This is a genomic window from Arthrobacter sp. 01T414 (assembly GCF_056398965.1).
The window spans coordinates 120,796-135,373 of record NZ_JBFTQK010000001.1; the positions used below are offsets into that span (position 1 = coordinate 120,796).

A 14,578-nucleotide genomic window follows, 5' to 3' on the forward strand; every position below is an offset into this window, starting at 1 on the left:
ACTGAGCCGGCCCGGGATCGCAACGTCGGCGGCATGTTCCGGGCGGACTTGCTAACGTCAAAGCAGCGAAAAACTGCGTAGGGAGCCGGAAATGTTCGTCAAAGTGTGCGGCCTCAGCACCCCTGAGTCGGTGCGGGCCGCAGTCGACGCCGGGGCCGACGCCGTCGGCTTCGTGTTGACCCGCAGCCCGCGTGAGGTGTCCCCGGACCGTGTCCGCGAGCTGCTCGCCGAGGTGCCGGCCGGGCTTCCTGCGGTGGGCGTCTTCCGGCATGAGGCCGCGTCCGAGGCCGTCGCCGTGGCCCGCGCGGCCGGACTGGAATGGGTGCAGCTGCACGGCGACCGCACGCCCGGTGATGTGCGTACGGTGCACGAAGCCGGGCTGAAGCTGATCCGCGCCGTCACGATGTCCGCAGCCCGGGAAGACTTTGCGGACTGGGGCGAGGAACTGTTGCTCATCGACGCGGCCGTGCCCGGCTCCGGGGAGGCCTGGGACTACGCCTCGGTCCGCGCCCTCGGGCTGGAGGACCGGGAATGGCTGCTGGCCGGCGGGCTGGATCCGGCCAATGTCGGCGACGCCGCCGCGGCGGCCGGCGCCTGGGGAGTGGATGTTTCCTCCGGCGTCGAGCAATCCCGCGGCGTCAAGGACCTGGCCAAGATCAGGGCTTTCGTGACGGCGGCCAAGGGCCTCTAGCCGGAAACCTGGCGGCGGCACTCCACCGCCATCGCCCGCCCTGCCGTCGGCACCTATCCCCGCGGGGGCTTCCTCGTTAGCATGCTTCTTGACGACTTCTGAATCCCGGCGGGCCCGCCCGCCACGTATGCGAAGGAGAACGGCGATGACCCTACCCAATGGATTGACCCCCGGCGTCTGGACGTTGGACATGTCCCACAGCGAGATCGGTTTCAGCGTCCGCCATGCCGGGATCAGCAAGGTCCGCGGCCGCTTCAACGAAGCCTCCGCGGAGGCGCGGGTCCGGGAGTCCCTGGCCGATGCCAGCCTGCACGCCACGATCAAGACCGCCAGCTTCGACTCCGGCGACGCCAACCGGGACGGGCACGTCCGGGGCCCGGACTTCTTCGACGTCGAAAACTACCCCGAGATGACCTTCCGTGCGACGTCCATCAGGGGCGACGGCGAGGACTACGTGCTCACCGGCGATCTCACCATCCGCGGGGTGACCAAGCCGGTGGATCTGGAGGTCGAGTTCACCGGTGTCGCGGTTGATCCCTTCGGCGCCACCCGGGCCGGTTTCAGCGCCGAGACCGACATCAGCCGCAAGGAATTCGGCCTGACCTGGAATGCAGCCCTCGAAGCCGGCGGGCTGCTGGTCAGCGACAAGGTCAAGATCAACCTCGAAGCGGCCCTGGTCAAGCAGGCCGACGCCTAGCGGCCATTCCGGATCAGGGGTTGATCAGGGCAAACCCCTGATCCGGATCCGCGGCCGGCGGGAGAGAATGGAGCCATGAAGACACTGCTCAACATCATCTGGCTGCTTTTCGGCGGCCTCTGGCTGGCGCTTGGCTACTTCTTTGCCGGCATTGTCTGTTGCCTGCTGGTCGTCACCATTCCTTGGGGGTTGGCCTCGTTCCGGATCGCGTCCTACACCCTGTGGCCGTTCGGCCGCATGGTGGTGGACAAGCCGGGCGGCGCCGGCGTCTTTACCCTGCTGGGCAACGTCATCTGGCTGCTGGTGGCCGGCATCTGGATCGCGATCGGGCACGTGGTCACGGCTTTCGCCATGGCCATCACGATTGTGGGCATCCCGCTGGCCATCGCCAACCTCAAGCTCATCCCGGTGTCCCTGATGCCGCTGGGCAAGCAGATTGTGCCTACCGACCGGCCGTTTGCGGTCAGCTACCGCTAGCGCCGGGAGCCGAGCAACCCCAGGAAGCCGAGGGACGAGCAATGCCAGAGTCGACAATCCCGGTGGTAGGAACCAGCGACGATGAACTGATGCTGGTCATCACCCGCGAGTTCCAGGTTCCGGTCCGGGCGGTCTGGTCCGCTTTGACCGATCCGGAGCAGGCGCCCGCCTGGTGGGGGCCGCGCGGCTTCCACACGCCGCGCGAGAGCATCGATGCGGACCTGGAAATCGGCGGCCTGTACCGCGCCTGCATGATCCAGGACGCCACCGGGCAGCAGTACTGGTGGAGCGGCGTGCACACGGATATCGAACCGCCGAACTTGTTCGTCTTCACCCATGCCTGGGACAAAGCCGACGGGACGCGCGGCTTTGAGACGGAGGTGACGTTCCAGCTCGAGGAGATCGACGGCGGCACCCGGATGACGTTCATGCAGGGGCCTTTTGACACGGCAGAAAACCGGGACGCCAACGGCACAGGCTGGCGGGAGTCCTTCGACCGCCTCGCCGAGCACCTGCGCAGGGGCGTCGGGTCCAACCCGACAGGGGCTACTGCTTGAGCGCGGCCGACTCCCGGATTTCGTAGCTGAGGCCCTGGAGCTCTTCGTCGGCTTCGTTGACCTGAATCAGGTAACCGTCCGGATCGCGCACCGTGAAGAACCGGCCGAAGGTCTCGTCGGTCACCGGTGAAGTCTCGTAGCCGGCTGCGGCCAGGCGCTCCGCCAGGGGTTCGAGGGGCTCATCGCTGGTGAACTGCAGGGCCACCGACCCCGCGTCGTCATGGGTGCCCGGGTCCTTCGCGATATGCAGGCCCAACGAGCCACCGCCTGCGCGAAGTTCGGACCAGGTTCCACTCGTCGCCTCGGACCGTTCGGCCAGGCCCAGCGCTGCGTAGAAGGCGCGGGATGCCTCAACGTCCCGCACGAACCGGATCGGGGTAATTCTCATTCGCTTTCACCTTTCTCGTTGTCCAGGGCCCGGGTCAGGACGTTTTCCACGAACGCGGAGAGGGACAGGCCCTCTTCGATGGCGGCGTGCTTGACCCGCTTCACCAGCGGCCCCGGCAGGTAGATATTGAACTGCACCTTCTCTGTCATGGCTAGGATGCTAGCAAGCTAACCCACGGGCCACAAGGGTTTTTCTCAGCAGCTTGCCCGCAGTTTCGTCCGGATCCGGTTCAGGCGAGTTCGGCCCGCAGGTTCCTCCGTGCGGCGTCCTGCCACAGTTCGCGGCCCCGGGCGGTGTGGAAGAGCGGGTCCAGTTCGAGCAACTGGCGTACGACGGCGGCGCGTCCCGCGGCGAAGTCGGCGTCGCCGATGTGCGCAAAGTCTTGACGGACGGCCGCGAGGTAGCGGGCGTAGGCCTCGGGTTCACCGCCCAGCACGGAAAGGTCGGCGTCGCTGAGCAGGGCGGCGGGCCCGTCGTCGGGATCCGGCCGGTGGTCCGCCGTCATCCGGACCAGCCGGGCGACCTCCTCCACCTCGTCCGCGGGAAGCCCCGAGTGTTCCAGCCGCTCCTCGGCGAGCCGGGCCGATTCCTCTTCGTCCTCGCCGGCGATGCCGCGGTAGACGGCGTCGTGGAACCAGGCCGCGAGCAGGACACTGCGGGGCGGGCGGGCCGGCGCCGTCAGCAGGTCCAGGGCCTCCAGTACGGCGAGCAGGTGGGTGCGGCCGTGGTACTTCCGGTGCTCCTCGCCCCAGCGGTCCAGCAGGTCCAGGAACAGCGCGTCGTGTCCGGGAAGCACCTCGTCCCACCGGGTCAGCAGGGGAAGCTTCAACGAACCGTTGCGCCGCCGCGCCGGGATCCGCAGGCCGCTTTCGATCAGCTTCCGGACCAGGGCGCGGCCTTCCACGGGGATGGCGCCGGCGGCCACGAGCGCGCCCAGGCGGGCCTCCGCCACGTCGTAGTGGTCGCCGTCGAACGCGCGCTCCGGGATGCCTGCGGCGCGGGCGAACGCGTGCAGTTCTTCGAGCGAGCTGTCCGAGATGAGGTGCGAGAAGTGGGTTCCGCGCGCGGGCCAGAGCGGCGGATCAAGGTAGACGGCCATGCAGGCAGTCTACGAGGCGGCAGGCAGGATGTTCTGGTTGCCGCGGAAGACGTTGCCGGGATCGAACTCGCGCTTCACCTGCGCCAGCCGGGCATAGTTTTCCTCGCCGAAGGCGGCGCGGACGCGGGCCTGGCCCTCGTCGCCGACGAAGTTCAGCCAGACGCCGCCGGTGGCGTAGGGGGCGATGTTCTGGCGGAACTCTTTCACCCAGGCTTTCGCAGCCTGGCCGGCCGCCGCCGTTGCCTCCATCCCGTAGGGGTGCGTGACCCACTTGGCGCCACGGTTCTGCAGCGGCGTCTTGGCTGCGGCCGGCCCCGCCACAGCCCCGCCCCAGCGGGCCACCAGGTGCTGGGAGTACGGTCCGGGCAAGTGCCGGGCCGCATCCACGATTACGTCCAGGGCCGCATCCGGCAGTTCGTCATGGTAGTCGGCGCTCCAGTAGTGGTAGAGGTCCGGCGGGTCGTCGATCATGCACTGGAAGTCGGCATAGTTCATCTCGCCCACCAGGTCCACGGCCGGCCCCAGTTCACGGAACGGCACCGCATGCTCCGCGCCGGCTGCAGCGTCGCCGGCGTAGAGGTAGGCGAGGCCCACTGCGGGTTTGCCCACCAGGTCCTCCGGCACAAAGGGCTCCGGCGGCGCGGTTATGAACACCAAGGCGCTGCCGACGGCGTCCGGTGCGGCCAACGACAGGTCGCGGTAGGCGCGGGCAAGATCGGCTGAGGCATCGCCGGGCCACAGCATGATCCCGGCTTGGACCGTGGGCCCCAGCTCGTGCAGCCCGAAGGTGAACTTCGTGGCGACGCCGAAATTACCGCCGCCCCCGTGCAGCGCCCAGAATAGTTCGGGGTTCTCCTCGGCGCTCGCGGTGACGCGCTCGCCGGCCGCCGTGACAAGGTCCACCGAGAGCAGGTTGTCGCAGGCGAAGCCGTACGAGCGTTCCAGCCACCCGGATCCGCCGCCGAGGGTAAAGCCGGCCACGCCGGTGGTGGAGGCGCGGCCGCCGGTGCTTGCGAGGCCGTGTTCCTGCGTGGCCCGGTCGAATTCGCCCCACGTGACGCCCGCCCCCACCGTCACGGTCCTGTTGTCCGGATCCACGGCGATGGACTTCATCGGGCGGACGTCAACCACCAGCCCGTCGTCGTTGGTGGACATCCCGGCCACTGAATGACCGCCAGCGCGGACCGCGACGTCGAGGTTGTTGGTTCCGGCGTAGGCGAGGGCTTCGGCCACCTCGGCCGCGTCCGCGCATTGTGCGATGACGGCCGGGCGCCGGTCGATCATGGCATTGACAAGTTTCCGAGCTTCGTCGTAGTCCGAGTTGTCCGGCCTGACCCATTTCATGGCAGTGCTCCCTAGCCGACCGCGGCCTCACCCCACCTAAAAATCGTACGGCTGCCGCGGCCGCTGGGCTACAGCGGCGGCTCCTCACCGGGACGGCCGCTACTCCCGAGAATGAGGTGGATTTGGTGCTGAATCTTCGCAAATGCGGGCTACAGTGTCTCTATGCCTAGTTTTCGCGTCTCAGAAGCCGCCCGGTTCCTCGGCGTCAGCGATGACACCGTCCGCCGCTGGACCGAGAACGGAAGCCTCACGCCGCTCAAGGATGAGTCGGGGCGGCTCGTCGTGGACGGCCTGGAACTCGCCCGGATGGCCCGGGAGCAGGCAAAACTGCCTGAAGACCCGGCGCGCGCCGGAAGCTCGGCCCGCAACCGCTTCGTCGGGCTGGTCACCGCCATCACCGCGGACACCGTGATGGCGCAGGTGGAACTGCAGTGCGGACCGTTCCGGGTGGTGTCGCTGATGAGCAGCGAGGCCGTCCGTGACCTCGGCCTGGAACTCGGCTCGGTGGCCACCGCCGTCGTCAAAGCCACCACGGTGATCATTGAAAGCCCGCACGGAAAGGCCCTCATTTGAACCGGATTCGGAAAGCTGCCGCCCTCCTGCTTGCCGGAGTCTTGGCCGCCGGGGCGGCCGCCTGTGCCGCGCCGGCCGGCGGGGGAGGCCAGCAACTGACGGTGTTCGCTGCGGCCTCGCTCAAGGCGCCCTTCACCGCCTTGGCCAAGGAATTTGAGAGCACCCACCCCGGCACCAAGGTGGTGCTCAGCTTCGCCGGGTCGGCCGACCTCGCCACCCAGCTCGGCCAGGGCGCACCCGCGGACGTCTTCGCCTCCGCGGACGTGAAGAACATGGCTAAAGTCGCGGACGCTGGTTTGGTGGAGGGCACACCCCGGAACTTTGCCAGCAACGTCCTGGCGATCGCGGTGCCTCCGGCCAATCCCGCGAAGATCGGAACCTTCGCCGACCTGGCCAAACCCGGAGTCAAAGTGGTGGTGTGCGCGGTCCAGGTTCCCTGCGGCGCGGCCGCGAAAACCGTCGAGGGGAAGACCGGCGTCGCCCTCAAACCGGTCAGCGAGGAATCCTCCGTAACGGACGTGCTGGGCAAGGTCACCTCCGGGGAAGCCGACGCCGGACTTGTCTATGTCACCGATGTCCGCGCCGCCGCGGGCAAGGTCAAGGCGGTCCCGTTCCCCGAGGCGGTCGCCGCCGTCAATCACTATCCAATCGCGGCGTTGAAGAGCAGCCGGAACCAGGACCTGGCAGCGTCGTTCCTCTCGGCGGTTGCCGGCGCGTCGGGCCGGAAGATCCTCGACGACGCGGGCTTCGGCAAGCCGTGACCCGGCACGGCTACAGCGGCATTCCACGCTGGGTGCTGGCCATCGCCGCCGTCGGCGCGCTGTTTGTCCTGCTGCCGCTCGTCGCCATGGTCGCCAGGGTCGACTGGCCGCGGTTCATTCCCCTGCTTACCTCGGAAGCCTCGCTCACGGCCCTGGGGCTCAGCCTGCGCACGGCGGCGGCCAGCACCGTGCTCTGCGTATTCCTCGGCGTCCCGCTGGCCCTGGCACTGGCGCGGGCGGAGTTCCGGGGCCAGCGGCTGCTGCGTTCGTTCGTGCTGCTGCCTCTGGTGCTGCCGCCGGTGGTGGGCGGCATCGCACTGCTCTACACCTTTGGGCGGCAGGGGCTGCTGGGCCGCAGCCTCGAGCTTGCCGGCATCCAGATCGCGTTCTCGACGACGGCGGTGGTGCTCGCGCAGACCTTCGTCGCCTTGCCGTTCCTCGTGGTCAGCCTGGAAGGAGCATTGCGCTCCGCCGGCAGCCGGTACGAGGCCGTGGCCGCCACCCTCGGTGCCCGACCCACCACGGTGCTGCGCCGCGTCACCCTGCCGCTCGTGCTGCCGGGCCTCGCCTCCGGGGCCGTGCTCTCCTTTGCCCGCAGCCTCGGTGAATTCGGCGCCACCCTCACCTTCGCCGGCAGCCTCCAGGGGGTCACCCGCACGCTGCCGCTGGAGATCTACCTGCAGCGGGAGACCGACGCCGACGCCGCCGTCGCGCTGTCGCTGTTGCTCGTCGCCGTGGCGGTCATCGTCGTCGGACTCAGCTACCGGGGGCCGTCGCCCGTCGGGCGCTCGTCGAGGAGCTCTGTGGCCGGCAACGCAGCGGACGGGGAGGCGGGGGCATGACGTTCACGCTCGACGCCGCCGTCGCCGCCCGCGGCTTTGACGTCTCGCTGAGCCTAGACGAGGGGGAAACGGTGGCGGTGCTTGGGCCCAACGGGGCCGGGAAATCCACCCTGCTCTCCATCGTCGCGGGCCTTCTCCGCCCGGACGCCGGACGGGCGCAAGTGGACGGGCGGACGCTCTTCGATTTGGGGCCCGGGCTGAACGCCTGGACAGCGCCGCACCGCCGCGGCACCGCGTTGCTGGCACAGGAGCCGCTGCTCTTCCCGCATCTGAGCGCCCTCGACAATGTTGCCTTTGGTCCGCGCAGCGCCGGTTCCCCCCGGGCCCGGGCGCGGGAGACCGCCCGGCACTGGCTCGCGCAGGTCGACGCGGCAGACCTTGCCAGCCGGCGCCCTGCCGAGCTCTCCGGGGGGCAGGCCCAGCGCGTGGCGGTGGCCCGGGCGTTGGCCGCGGACCCCGAACTGCTGCTGCTGGACGAGCCGATGGCCGCCCTCGACGTCCACGCGGCTCCGCTGCTGCGGCGGTTGCTGAAACGGGTCCTGGCCGGGCGCCGCGCCATCATCGTTACGCACGACGTCCTGGACGCCTACATGCTCGCAGACCGCGTGATCGTGATGGAACAGGGCCGGATCACCGAAGCGGGCCCCACCCGGGACGTGCTCCAACGCCCCCGAAGCCGCTTCGCCGCGGGGCTGGCGGGCCTCAACCTCGTAGCCGGCACCGTCACCGCCGCCGGGCTCCGGACGGCCGCGGGCCAGGAATTCGCCGGCCGACACGAGGATCCACCGGTTCCCGGCCAAGGCGGCGTGGCGGCGTTCCCGCCGTCGGCCGTCTCCGTCTTCCTTTCCGAGGCGCACGGCAGCCCGCGGAACTCGTTCCCCGTCACGGTGACCGATCTTGAACCGCACGGCGACCAGATCCGGGTCCGGGCCGGGGAACTGTCCGCGGACGTCACCCCCGCCGCGTCGGCCGATCTGGGCCTGGCTCCGGGGGTGGGCGTCTATTTCGTCGTCAAAGCGGCCGCGGTCTCGATCTACCCGGCGTAGGCCCGGGGTGGGCATAGGGCCGGGGCCGGGTTGGGGCGTGCACCGGCCCCAGCCGTAGGGTGGATAAAGGCCCGCCCCGCAACCAGGAGGATTTACGTGCACGACAGCTCAGCCCATGGACGCACCGCACTGGTGGTCGGAGCCAGCGGCATTGCCGGCTCCGCCCTCGTCGACCTCCTTGCCGGGACGGGGTGGGAAGTCCTGGCCTTGTCCCGCGGCGGCGTTGCGCGCCCCGGCGCGCGGCCCATCCGCGCGGACCTCGGCTCACCGGAAAGCCTGGCGGCTGCGCTGCACGGCGAACGCCCGACGCACGTGTTCTTCACCGCCTGGTCACGGCAGGACACGGAGCGGGAAAACATCGAGGTCAACGCAGCCCTGTTGCGGAACCTGCTCAACGCTTTGCAGGACAGCCCGGTGAAGCATGTGGCCCTGATGACCGGGCTGAAGCACTACCTTGGCCCGTTCGAGGCCTATGCGGCGGGCGAAATGCCGGACACGCCCTTCCACGAGGAGGAACCGCGGCTGCCGGTGCCCAATTTCTACTACGCCCAGGAAGACGAACTGTGGGCGGCGGCCGAACGCCAAGGCTTTAGCTGGTCGGTGCACCGCGCCCACACGGTCATCGGCCACGCGGTGGGCAACGCGATGAATATGGGGCTCACCCTCGCGGTTCAGGCGTCCATCTGCAAGGAATTGAACCGGCCATTCATATTCCCGGGCTCCGAGACGCAGTGGAACAGCCTCACCGACATGACCGACAGCGGACTGCTGGCCGAACACATGCTCTGGGCAGCGACGGCGGAAACGGCAGCCAACCAGGCCTACAACATCGTCAACGGCGACGTCTTCCGCTGGCGCTGGATGTGGCCGCGGCTGGCCGCATACTTCGGCGTCGAAGCGGCCGGTTTCGAGAAAGAGCCCCGTCCGCTGGAAGAGCAGATGCGCGGGATGGAATCGGTGTGGGCGGACATGGCCGCCCGGCACGGGCTCGCCGAACCGGACCTCGCGCGGGTTTCCTCGTGGTGGCACACCGACGGCGACCTGGGCCGAAACATCGAGGTGCTGGCCGACATGAGCAAGAGCCGCCTCGCGGGCTTCACCGGCTACCGCAGGACCCTGGACTCGTTCACGGCGCTCTTCGACCGGCTCCGGGCGGACCGGCTGATTCCCTGACCGCGGCGTCGGTCGGAGTTGGCTATTCGGCTTTGGTGCCCTTGCCCTTGTCCCGGACCGGGTGCTGGCTGACAATCGAGACCCGGTTGAAGGCGTTCATGGTGATGGCGAGCCAGCTGACCGCGGAGAATTCGGCGTCGCTGAGGTGCTTGCGGGCCAGACGGCCTTCGTGCTCCCGGGCTTCGGCGTCGGAGATGTTGGTGATCGCCTCGGCCAGGGTCAGCGCTGCACGTTCCTTCTCCGTGAAGAGATTCGTGTCGCGCCAGGCCGGGAGCACCGCCAGGCGCTGCGCCGATTCGCCGTTCTTGACCGCGTCGCCCACGTGCAGATCCAGGCAGAAGGCGCAGCCGTTGATCTGCGAGATGCGGACGTTCAGCAGTTCGATCAGTGTCTGGTCCAGCCCCGCCTCGTCTGCGGCTTCCTTGGCCTTCAATCCGAGGCCGTTCAGTGCGCGCCACGCGGCGGGGTGCGCCTTGTCCAGGAAAACGCTGCGGGTGCTGTGCTCTGGTGCCGAGGTCTCATCCATGGGTCCCAGATTACAGAGGTCGCCGCCGCCTCGCCCGCGCGTCATGTGACAAGCTTGTCAAACGTATGACAAGCTTTACCCGTAGCCACTATTCGATCCGGTGGTCGGTTCCTTGGGGGAGCCGACCGCCGGATCGCTTCTTTTGGCGGGGCATGCCCGTCCGCCCGTGTCAGGGACGGGCATGTCCGGCGGTGCGGGCCAATTCGGATCCAGCCGCGGCCAGGGCGTCCGCGTCGCTGGCCACGATCAGGCCAGCAAAGTTGTCCGCATAGTCGCCCAGGTCCTCATGGACGGAGCCGACGACGGCGTACACCGGCGTGGTGCCGCTGCGGGCCAGGATGGCGGCGATGATCTTGCCCTGGCCGGTCTGGGAGTCCAGCCGGCCCTCGCCGACCACCACCGCGGTGCTGGAGGCGGCGCGGGCATCGAAGCCGAGCAGGTCCAGGACATAGTCCGCGCCGGACACCAGCCGCGCACCGTACTGCGCCCACATTCCACCGGAGAAGCCGCCGGCCGCCCCGGTCCTGGCCACCGGCCGGGGATCCCGGCCCAGCTCACGGGCAAACCCGTCCGCCTGCTCTTCGAGCCGCCGGGTCAGGGCCTCCACCGTGGCAGAGTCTGCGCCCTTCTGCGGCCCGAAAACCCGGGCCGCATCGGCGAAGCGGGTGGTCACGTCGCTGAGGACCACCACCTCGGCGCCGTCCAGTCCGCCGCGTTCCTCGATCGCGGTGATCGCCCCGGCCCCGCCATCGGTTGTCGCGGAGCCGCCCGCGGCCACCAGCACGCGCCGCGCCCCGAGCCGGACAGCCTCCGCCACCAGCACCCCGGTGCCGTATGTGCTGGCCAGGACGGGGTCACGGTCACCGGCGGTGGGAAGGTGCAGTCCGCTGGCGAACGCAAGCTCGACGACGGCGGTTCCATCCGGGGCCAGCGCGACGACCGTTTCGACGTCGTCGCCCCAGGGGCCCGTCGTGCGGACCCGGACCGGCCGGGCGTCGAGCCCCCGGACCAGCACATCGAAGGTCCCCTCGCCGCCGTCGGCCACGGGCAGTTCGACGGCAGCCGCGCCGGCCGCACGGATCCCGGCGGCAATGTGGGCGGCGACGTCGGCGGCCGCGAAGGTCCCCTTGAAGCTGTCCGGGGCGACCAGGATGCCCACCGGCCTAGAATCCCACCTTGTCCCGGCCCTTGAGCTGCAGCATTTCGCGGGCCTCGTCCGGGGTGGCGATCTCGAAGTTGAGGGCCTCCAGGATGGTGCGGATCCGGGTGACTTGTTCGGCGTTGGACGCGGCGAGCTGGCCGGGGCCGATCCAGAGCGAGTCCTCCAGGCCCACCCGGACGTGGGAGCCCATGGCCGCGCCGATCGTGGCGAGGGGCATCTGGTTCTTGCCAGCGCCCAGGATGGACCACTGGTAGTCCTCGCCCAGCAGGCGGTCCGCGGTGCGGCGCATGTGCATGAGGTCCTCCGGGTGGGCACCGATCCCGCCGAGCAGGCCAAATACGGATTGGACGAACAGCGGCCCGCGGGCCAGGCCGCGGGCGTGGAAGTGGGCCAGGTTGTTCAGGTGTGAGATGTCGTAGCACTCGAATTCGAACCGGGTGCCGTTCTCGTTGCCGATGCCGAGGATGGTTTCGATGTCCTGGAAGGTGTTCTTGAAGACCAGGTCGCGGCTCTTCTCGAGGCCTTCGCGCTCCCACTCGTGGCCGAACTCGGTGAAGCGCTCCAGCATCGGGTAGAGGCCGAAGTTCATCGACCCCATGTTCAGCGAGGCCAGCTCGGGTTTGAACAGCGCGGCCGGCTGCATGCGCTCCTCCACGGTCATGTGGGGGGAGCCGCCGGTGGTGAGGTTGATGACGGCGTCGGTGTTGCGCTTGAGCTTGTCCAGGATCGGGGCGAAGTGCTCCGGATCCTGCGAGGGACGGCCGTCCTTCGGGTCGCGGGCGTGCATGTGCACAATCGCGGCTCCCGCCTCGGCGGCGCCGATCGCGGCGTCGGCAATCTCATCCGGGGACACCGGCAGGTGCGGTGACATGGACGGGGTGTGGATGGCGCCGGTGACGGCGCTGGTGATGATGACTTTGCGTGCAGCAGCCATGGGGTCGCTCCTTCGGGGGTCAGTAAAGCTTTTCGGTGTTGCCGTCGACGGCGAGGGCCTGGCCGTTGACGTTGCGGGCCAGGTCGCTCGCGGCGAAAGCGGCCATGTTCGCGATGTCCTCGGCCTCGATCAGCCGGCCCAGGGATGACTGGTTGTGGTAGAGCTCGGAGACCTGCTCCGCCGGGAGGTCCAGCATCTGCGCCTTGGCGGCGATCACGGCGTCGATCCGCGGGCCGTTGACAGCGCCGGGGCAGATCGCGTTGACCCGGATCCGGTCCGGGCCCAGTTCGATCGCGAGCGTCTTTGTCAGTCCGACGACGGCCCACTTGGACGCCGAATAGGCGCTTCGGCCGGCCATGCCCAGCCTTCCGGCCGCCGAGGAGAGGTTCACGATCGAGGCACCGTCGCCCTTCCGAAGCAGGGGCAGCGCGTGCTTGATGCAATAGAACTGGCCGTGGATGTTGACGTCGAAGGTGGCCTTCCAGGCGCCGGCATCGAGAGTCTCGAGTGGCCCGGTGGGCCCGGCGATGCCGGCGTTGTTGACCAGCACGTCCAGGCCCCCCAGCTCCGCGGCTACCGTGGCCATGAGTTCGCGGACCTGACCTTCGTCGGAGACGTCGCTGACAGCGGCGGCGAGGCCGTTGACGCGGGCCTTCTCGACGGCGTCGGGGTCGATGTCGGTGACGAAGACGGCGGCGCCGAGTTCCTGGAACTTCTTGGCGATGGCCAGGCCGATGCCGTTGGCGCCGGCGGTGACCAGGACGCGCTTTGCGGTGAAATCCATGGGTTTTCCTTGCGATGGTGGTTCGGGGACGCTCCGCCGGTGCGTTGTGGCGCCGGCGGAGCGTCAGTGGTGGAGCGTGTGGTGGCGCCGCCCTTAGTGGGCGGCGGGGATGCCCTCAGGCTTTTCGGTGCCGCGCTTGAGCATCAGGGACAGGAGGGCGCCGATGACGCACATGCCCACAATGAACCACAGGCCCGAGAGCTTGGAGCCGGTGGCATCCTGCATGAAGCCCATGACGTACGGGCCGAGGAATCCGCCGAGCAGGCCGATGGTGTTGACGAAGGCGATGCCGCCGGCGAGGGCTGCGCCGCTGAGGCGGGTGGCCGGGTAGGTGAAGAGGATCGGCTGCAGGGCGAAGAAGTTGAACGCTGCGAGGCAGAACCCGATCATGCCGAGCAGCGGGCCGCCGACGGCGCCGAGCGCGAAGCCGGCGATGATGCCGATCATGGTGCCGGTGACCAGGAGGCGGGAGCGCCTTCCGTCGGTGGCGAAGCGCGGCACCAGCAGGGCTCCTGCTGCGGAGAAGATCCACGGGATGGCAGTCAGCAGGCCGATCTGCAGCGGGTTGAGCTTGCCGTAGGTTCCGATGATGGACGGCAGGAAGTAGGACAGGGCGTAGACGGCGATCTGGTGGGTGAAGTAGACGCCCACCACCAGCAGGATCTGCTTGTCCTTGAGCGCGTCGCGCAGGCGGTGGTTGCCGGAGGCTTCGGCGCCGGCCGTCTCTTCGGCGGCGATCCGTGCTTCGAGGTCCGCGGCCTCCTCGGGGCTGAGGAACTTGGCCTGGCTGGGACGGTCCGGGAGCTTCTTCCAGACGACGTAGGCGAGGACGCAGGCGGGCAGGCCCTCGACGAGGAACATCCACTGCCAGCCGTGCAGGCCGCCGAGGCCGTCCAGGGTCAGCAGCAGGCCGCCCAGCGGGGCGCCGACGATGTTGGCGATCGAGACGCCGAGGAGGAACATGCCGTTGGCCTTGGCGCGGTCCTTGACCACGAACCACTGGGTCAGGAAGTACATGACGCCGGGGAAGAGTCCGGCCTCGGCGACGCCGAGCAGCATCCGCATGATGTAGAAGGACCACTCGCCCTGGACGAAGGCCATGCCGGCGGAAATGATGCCCCAGGTGATCATGATCCGCATGATCCAGAAGCGTGCTCCCACCTTGTGCATGATCAGGTTCGAGGGGATCTCGGAGAGGGCGTAGGTCAGGAAGAACAGGCCGGCGCCGATGCCGTAGGCGGTGGCGGAGATGCCGAGGTCGATCTCCAGGCGGTCCTTGGCCATGCCGATGTTGGTTCGGTCCAGGAACGCCATGATGTAGGCGCCGATCAGCAGCGGCATGACGCGGCGCAGGATCACGCCGTTAATCTCCTGCGGTGTGCGCATCTTCGTTGGTGCGGATACAACTGACATAGGTCTTCGTCCTTGAATTGGGGTCAGGATTGATGATCAGGATGGACAGCGGGCAGTATTCCGTCGGCAGTCGGAGCTGCCACGGGGTGAATTTCAGTCGGTGTTGCGGTG

Annotated in this window: 18 protein-coding genes; 9 read left to right on the forward strand and 9 right to left on the reverse strand. The window is 68.8% G+C overall.

Going from position 1 to position 14,578, the window contains the following annotated elements; all coding sequences use genetic code 11:
• Positions 1 to 91 precede the first annotated feature (91 nt).
• The 4 genes from AC1DK9_RS00505 (at position 92) to AC1DK9_RS00520 (ending at position 2,422) form a co-directional block, all read left to right on the forward strand.
• Positions 92 to 691 carry a phosphoribosylanthranilate isomerase gene (locus tag AC1DK9_RS00505; RefSeq protein ID WP_476862009.1) on the forward strand — a complete coding sequence of 200 codons (600 nt, stop codon included), beginning with the start codon at positions 92 to 94 and terminating at the stop codon, positions 689 to 691.
• A gap of 145 nt (positions 692 to 836) precedes the next feature.
• Complete coding sequence (locus tag AC1DK9_RS00510; RefSeq protein ID WP_476862010.1) at positions 837 to 1,388, forward strand: YceI family protein; 552 nt, start codon at positions 837 to 839, stop codon at positions 1,386 to 1,388.
• Positions 1,389 to 1,463: 75 nt separating this feature from the next.
• A complete protein-coding gene (locus AC1DK9_RS00515; protein ID WP_476862011.1) occupies positions 1,464 to 1,865 on the forward strand; it encodes a YccF domain-containing protein in 402 nt (133 codons plus the stop codon).
• A gap of 41 nt (positions 1,866 to 1,906) precedes the next feature.
• Positions 1,907 to 2,422, forward strand: a complete 516-nt coding sequence (locus AC1DK9_RS00520; protein ID WP_476862012.1) for an SRPBCC family protein — start codon at positions 1,907 to 1,909, stop codon at positions 2,420 to 2,422.
• On the opposite strand, the gene AC1DK9_RS00525 is transcribed toward AC1DK9_RS00520, so the two are convergent.
• From AC1DK9_RS00525 to AC1DK9_RS00540, 4 genes are all read right to left on the reverse strand, one after another.
• Entirely contained in the window at positions 2,412 to 2,810 is a 399-nt protein-coding gene (locus AC1DK9_RS00525) for a VOC family protein (RefSeq protein ID WP_476862013.1), read from the reverse strand. The genes AC1DK9_RS00520 and AC1DK9_RS00525 overlap by 11 nt on opposite strands.
• On the reverse strand, positions 2,807 to 2,959 hold the full coding sequence (locus AC1DK9_RS00530; protein ID WP_476862014.1) for a ribbon-helix-helix domain-containing protein: 153 nt from the start codon (positions 2,957 to 2,959) through the stop codon (positions 2,807 to 2,809). Before AC1DK9_RS00530 ends, AC1DK9_RS00525 begins: the two co-directional genes overlap by 4 nt.
• A gap of 80 nt (positions 2,960 to 3,039) precedes the next feature.
• Entirely contained in the window at positions 3,040 to 3,909 is an 870-nt protein-coding gene (locus AC1DK9_RS00535) for a DUF4031 domain-containing protein (protein ID WP_476914689.1), read from the reverse strand.
• Positions 3,910 to 3,918: 9 nt separating this feature from the next.
• A complete protein-coding gene (locus AC1DK9_RS00540; RefSeq protein WP_476862016.1) occupies positions 3,919 to 5,253 on the reverse strand; it encodes an FAD-binding oxidoreductase in 1,335 nt (444 codons plus the stop codon).
• Between the two features lie 162 nt (positions 5,254 to 5,415).
• Here AC1DK9_RS00540 and AC1DK9_RS00545 point away from each other — a divergent pair, with 162 nt between their 5' ends.
• From AC1DK9_RS00545 to AC1DK9_RS00565, 5 genes are all read left to right on the forward strand, one after another.
• Positions 5,416 to 5,826 carry a TOBE domain-containing protein gene (locus tag AC1DK9_RS00545; protein ID WP_476862017.1) on the forward strand — a complete coding sequence of 137 codons (411 nt, stop codon included), beginning with the start codon at positions 5,416 to 5,418 and terminating at the stop codon, positions 5,824 to 5,826.
• Positions 5,823 to 6,587: a molybdate ABC transporter substrate-binding protein gene (gene modA, locus AC1DK9_RS00550; protein ID WP_476862018.1), complete on the forward strand. Its 765-nt coding sequence runs from the start codon at positions 5,823 to 5,825 to the stop codon at positions 6,585 to 6,587. Before AC1DK9_RS00545 ends, modA begins: the two co-directional genes overlap by 4 nt.
• The gene (locus tag AC1DK9_RS00555; protein ID WP_476862019.1) at positions 6,584 to 7,429 is read left to right on the forward strand and encodes an ABC transporter permease; all 846 of its coding nucleotides are present in this window, start codon (positions 6,584 to 6,586) and stop codon (positions 7,427 to 7,429) included. The genes modA and AC1DK9_RS00555 overlap by 4 nt, the downstream gene beginning before the upstream one ends.
• Positions 7,426 to 8,475 carry a sulfate/molybdate ABC transporter ATP-binding protein gene (locus AC1DK9_RS00560; protein ID WP_476862020.1) on the forward strand — a complete coding sequence of 350 codons (1,050 nt, stop codon included), beginning with the start codon at positions 7,426 to 7,428 and terminating at the stop codon, positions 8,473 to 8,475. The genes AC1DK9_RS00555 and AC1DK9_RS00560 overlap by 4 nt, the downstream gene beginning before the upstream one ends.
• Positions 8,476 to 8,571: 96 nt before the next feature.
• A complete protein-coding gene (locus AC1DK9_RS00565; RefSeq protein WP_476862021.1) occupies positions 8,572 to 9,648 on the forward strand; it encodes an SDR family oxidoreductase in 1,077 nt (358 codons plus the stop codon).
• 22 nt (positions 9,649 to 9,670) lie between these two features.
• Here AC1DK9_RS00565 and AC1DK9_RS00570 read toward each other — a convergent pair whose 3' ends face one another.
• The 5 genes from AC1DK9_RS00570 to AC1DK9_RS00590 all read right to left on the reverse strand — a co-directional run bounded on the left by AC1DK9_RS00570 (position 9,671) and on the right by AC1DK9_RS00590 (position 14,467).
• Positions 9,671 to 10,174 (reverse strand): carboxymuconolactone decarboxylase family protein, encoded by a 504-nt coding sequence (locus AC1DK9_RS00570; protein ID WP_476862022.1) that lies wholly within the window; start codon positions 10,172 to 10,174, stop codon positions 9,671 to 9,673.
• A 169-nt stretch (positions 10,175 to 10,343) separates the two neighbouring features.
• Positions 10,344 to 11,333, reverse strand: coding sequence for a glycerate kinase (locus AC1DK9_RS00575; RefSeq protein ID WP_476862023.1), 990 nt, complete (start codon positions 11,331 to 11,333; stop codon positions 10,344 to 10,346).
• Positions 11,334 to 11,337: 4 nt separating this feature from the next.
• Positions 11,338 to 12,270: a 3,5-dioxohexanoate:acetyl-CoA acetone transferase gene (kce, locus tag AC1DK9_RS00580; RefSeq protein WP_476862024.1), complete on the reverse strand. Its 933-nt coding sequence runs from the start codon at positions 12,268 to 12,270 to the stop codon at positions 11,338 to 11,340.
• Positions 12,271 to 12,289: 19 nt separating this feature from the next.
• Positions 12,290 to 13,054, reverse strand: coding sequence for an SDR family oxidoreductase (locus AC1DK9_RS00585; RefSeq protein ID WP_476862025.1), 765 nt, complete (start codon positions 13,052 to 13,054; stop codon positions 12,290 to 12,292).
• 93 nt (positions 13,055 to 13,147) lie between these two features.
• The gene (locus AC1DK9_RS00590) at positions 13,148 to 14,467 is read right to left on the reverse strand and encodes an MFS transporter (protein WP_476862026.1); all 1,320 of its coding nucleotides are present in this window, start codon (positions 14,465 to 14,467) and stop codon (positions 13,148 to 13,150) included.
• Positions 14,468 to 14,578: the final 111 nt, after the last annotated feature.

What these genes read in the sequence shown, in the direction of transcription:
- AC1DK9_RS00525 (WP_476862013.1), bottom strand. Translation starts at nt 2,810, where the DNA reads ATGAGAATTACCCCGATCCGGTTCGTGCGGGACGTTGAGGCATCCCGC.
- AC1DK9_RS00520 (WP_476862012.1), top strand. Translation starts at nt 1,907, where the DNA reads ATGCCAGAGTCGACAATCCCGGTGGTAGGAACCAGCGACGATGAACTG.
- AC1DK9_RS00590 (WP_476862026.1), bottom strand. Translation starts at nt 14,467, where the DNA reads ATGTCAGTTGTATCCGCACCAACGAAGATGCGCACACCGCAGGAGATT.
- AC1DK9_RS00535 (WP_476914689.1), bottom strand. Translation starts at nt 3,909, where the DNA reads ATGGCCGTCTACCTTGATCCGCCGCTCTGGCCCGCGCGCGGAACCCAC.
- AC1DK9_RS00570 (WP_476862022.1), bottom strand. Translation starts at nt 10,174, where the DNA reads ATGGATGAGACCTCGGCACCAGAGCACAGCACCCGCAGCGTTTTCCTG.
- AC1DK9_RS00510 (WP_476862010.1), top strand. Translation starts at nt 837, where the DNA reads ATGACCCTACCCAATGGATTGACCCCCGGCGTCTGGACGTTGGACATG.
- AC1DK9_RS00530 (WP_476862014.1), bottom strand. Translation starts at nt 2,959, where the DNA reads ATGACAGAGAAGGTGCAGTTCAATATCTACCTGCCGGGGCCGCTGGTG.
- AC1DK9_RS00540 (WP_476862016.1), bottom strand. Translation starts at nt 5,253, where the DNA reads ATGAAATGGGTCAGGCCGGACAACTCGGACTACGACGAAGCTCGGAAA.
- kce (WP_476862024.1), bottom strand. Translation starts at nt 12,270, where the DNA reads ATGGCTGCTGCACGCAAAGTCATCATCACCAGCGCCGTCACCGGCGCC.
- AC1DK9_RS00545 (WP_476862017.1), top strand. Translation starts at nt 5,416, where the DNA reads ATGCCTAGTTTTCGCGTCTCAGAAGCCGCCCGGTTCCTCGGCGTCAGC.
- AC1DK9_RS00560 (WP_476862020.1), top strand. Translation starts at nt 7,426, where the DNA reads ATGACGTTCACGCTCGACGCCGCCGTCGCCGCCCGCGGCTTTGACGTC.
- AC1DK9_RS00515 (WP_476862011.1), top strand. Translation starts at nt 1,464, where the DNA reads ATGAAGACACTGCTCAACATCATCTGGCTGCTTTTCGGCGGCCTCTGG.
- AC1DK9_RS00585 (WP_476862025.1), bottom strand. Translation starts at nt 13,054, where the DNA reads ATGGATTTCACCGCAAAGCGCGTCCTGGTCACCGCCGGCGCCAACGGC.
- AC1DK9_RS00505 (WP_476862009.1), top strand. Translation starts at nt 92, where the DNA reads ATGTTCGTCAAAGTGTGCGGCCTCAGCACCCCTGAGTCGGTGCGGGCC.